Origin of the sequence: Mesorhizobium sp. M7A.F.Ca.US.002.01.1.1 (assembly GCF_004022955.1) — a bacterium.
GTDB lineage: Bacteria > Pseudomonadota > Alphaproteobacteria > Rhizobiales > Rhizobiaceae > Mesorhizobium > Mesorhizobium ciceri.
On sequence record NZ_RZQE01000644.1, the window covers coordinates 1 to 2694 of the forward strand.

Annotated in this window: 4 protein-coding genes; 1 reads left to right on the forward strand and 3 read right to left on the reverse strand. The window is 60.2% G+C overall.

Going from position 1 to position 2694, the window contains the following annotated elements; all coding sequences use genetic code 11:
• A partial coding sequence (locus tag EN932_RS33410; RefSeq protein ID WP_164890763.1) for a hypothetical protein occupies nucleotides 1-189 on the reverse strand: 189 nt, incomplete at its 3' end.
• A 491-nt stretch (nucleotides 190-680) separates the two neighbouring features.
• Between EN932_RS33410 and EN932_RS33415 the strand changes: the two genes are divergently transcribed.
• Nucleotides 681-1730, forward strand: coding sequence for a low specificity L-threonine aldolase (locus EN932_RS33415; protein ID WP_013529717.1), 1050 nt, complete (start codon nucleotides 681-683; stop codon nucleotides 1728-1730).
• A gap of 71 nt (nucleotides 1731-1801) precedes the next feature.
• Here EN932_RS33415 and EN932_RS33420 read toward each other — a convergent pair whose 3' ends face one another.
• Entirely contained in the window at nucleotides 1802-2269 is a 468-nt protein-coding gene (locus EN932_RS33420; protein WP_013529716.1) for an Hsp20 family protein, read from the reverse strand.
• Nucleotides 2270-2399: 130 nt separating this feature from the next.
• Nucleotides 2400-2694, reverse strand: a 295-nt coding sequence (locus EN932_RS38515) for a hypothetical protein (protein ID WP_206618993.1), incomplete at its 5' end; no start/stop codon positions are given.

Below are 2694 nucleotides of genomic sequence, written 5' to 3' on the forward strand. Positions count from 1 at the left end.
CTTCACGCCCTTCATGTTGACGATGAAACCGACGCCGCAGGCGTCATGCTCGTTGCGTGGATCGTAGAGGCCCTGGGCGGAAAATCCGTTGGCGCTTCGGCCAATATTGGATCGCAAGGTGGTTTTGACGGTTGCCGCTTTCGTCTGCGCGGCCTGGCCGTTCGTCGCAGAGTGCGTCATGTCCGTCATCTCCTGTCCTCCTTCCCAGCCATTCAGGCGCTGGTTTGCCTCGGCAAGCGCTTGGCTCACCCTGATCCTTGTGGCACGTCTTGCGAAATCCTGTCGAACCAGGCGGCTTTCCGCATGGATCGCATCTGGTAATCGTACAGGCCAGAGTCTGGCTGTCCACCTGTCGCTCGCGGCAACAGCCGGAGAGGCCCAAATGATACGCCAATCCAGCTCGTTTTGTGCGACAAAATAAGACAGCACTACTGTCCTAAATTTTTATGGCAGAAATCCCGGACCCACACAAGACCGATTTGCAAAAAACTTGGGGCATTCGCGACAGAAAATGTCGTGAAGCTGAGGAAAAACGTAAGCTTCAGTCGTCGGCCTGGGCTTTGCCCGTTGGCTGGCTTTACTGTTTTTCCGGCGCCTGGCCCTTGCGATCAGCACGCGAAACCGGTCAACTTCAATCTGATTTCCCCAACCCCCCGTTCTCCCAAGACATAGGCAGATGCATGTTCTTCGCTTCCGACAATTGGGCAGGCGCCCACCCCAACATTGCCGCCGGCCTGTCGGCCAATGCCGGCGGCTTTTCGACCGCCTACGGCGACGGAGCGCTCGACCAGGCAGTCTACCAGCGCTTCAGCGAGATTTTCGAACGCGAGGTCGCGGTGTTCTTCGTCGCCACCGGCACGGCCGCCAACTCGCTGGCGCTGACCGCTTACAACAAGCCGGGCGGCATTTCCTTTGCTCATCGCGAATCGCATGTCATCGAGGACGAATGCGGCGCGCCGGTGTATTTTTCCGGCGGCTCACGCCTGCATGAGATCGATGGCGCGCTGGGCAAGATCGATCCGCACAATCTGGAAAGGACCATCGGCCGTTTCGCACCGGAAATCGTCCATTGGGGACGGCCGATGGCCGTTTCGATCACCCAGTCGACCGAGGTCGGCACTATCTACGGCCTGGATGAGATCGAGACGATCGCGGCGATCGCCAAACGATATTCGGTGCCCTTGCACATGGACGGCGCCCGCTTTGCCAATGCGCTGGTCGCGCTCGACACGTCGCCAGCCGAAATGACCTGGAAACGCGGCGTCGACATCCTGTCCTTCGGCGGCACCAAGAATGGCTGCTGGTGCGCCGAAGCGATCGTGCTGTTCGATCTTGATCGTGCCAGGGAATTGGCGTTCCTGCGCAAGCGCGCCGCCCAGCTGTTTTCGAAATCGCGCTTCGTCGCGGCGCAGTTCGAGGCCTATTTCAAAGACGGATTGTGGCTGGACACCGCCCGCCACGCCAACGCCATGGCCGCACGCCTTGCCGCTGCGATCGAGGATTCGGCCACGGCAAAGCTGGCATGGCTGCCGCAGGCAAACGAGGTTTTCGCAGTGATCAAGAAAGCCGAAGCTGAAAAGCTGCAGGCAGCGGGTGCGGCGTTCTATGATTGGCACAAGCCGCACGGCTTTGACGGCCACATCAGCGAGGACGAGTTGCTGTATCGCTTCGTCACCAGCTTCGCGACGACGGCCGATGAGGTCGACCGTTTTGGCCAGCTGATCGCCTGATACCGAAATCCCCGATAACAAAAAAGCGGCGCCTTTCGGCGCCGCTTCCGTCTCGGGAGGAGACTTGTACTTTAGGCAGCGGTCTTGGCCTCGATCTGCTTGGCCTTGGCCGAAGATGCCGTAATCGCGATCTTGCGCGGCTTCAGCTCCTCGGGGATGTTGCGCTTGAGGTCGACGAACAGCAGGCCGTTCTTCAGCGAAGCACCGACAACTTCGACGTGGTCGGCAAGCTGGAAGCGGCGTTCGAAGGCTCTCGAGGCAATGCCGCGATAGAGCAGTTCAGAGCCTTCGCCGGTGCCCTCGTCCTTGCGCTCACCCTTCACGGTCAGCACGTTGCGATGGGCTTCGATCGAGATTTCCTCGTCAGAGAAGCCGGCAACCGCCATCGAGATCCGGTAGGAATCCTCACCGGTGCGCTCGATGTTGTAGGGCGGGTAGGTCTGCGCGCCATCCGGCTGCGCAAGCGAATCGAGCATCGTGAACAGACGATCGAAGCCGACGGTCGAGCGATAAAGCGGGGAAAAATCAACGTGACGCATGAGGTGTTCTCCTGTTGAGCAACATGGTTTGCGTATGGCCGGTGCGAAACCCTTGAGCGGCGTTTCGGGTGGGCCAGCGGCCCCGACATTGGCGACCGCACGAGACATTTGGGGAGCGCTGGAAAGCATTTCAAGATTTCACCTGGCGGCAAAAGCCACGGCGGCCGGGCCCTTGATGAACGGCAGATGAACCGGCACTTCGGCGCGCGTTCAGGCAGCCGGCGCTAAAGTCCATTCCAGGATCAAGGACTGGCGGCGCCGATTGCACAACAGGCACCGCAACGAGGCCGACCGGGTGTAACGTCCCTTCCTCCCGGATCGACAGAGGCCGGAAGCACGCTTTCAAGCGGCTTCCGGCCTTCCCTGTTGCAGCCCAGTCAGTCACCGGGAATTCCTTGGCTTTTGGCGCATGGGCGTCTATCACC

What these genes read in the sequence shown, in the direction of transcription:
- EN932_RS33415 (WP_013529717.1), top strand. Translation starts at nt 681, where the DNA reads ATGTTCTTCGCTTCCGACAATTGGGCAGGCGCCCACCCCAACATTGCC.
- EN932_RS33420 (WP_013529716.1), bottom strand. Translation starts at nt 2,269, where the DNA reads ATGCGTCACGTTGATTTTTCCCCGCTTTATCGCTCGACCGTCGGCTTC.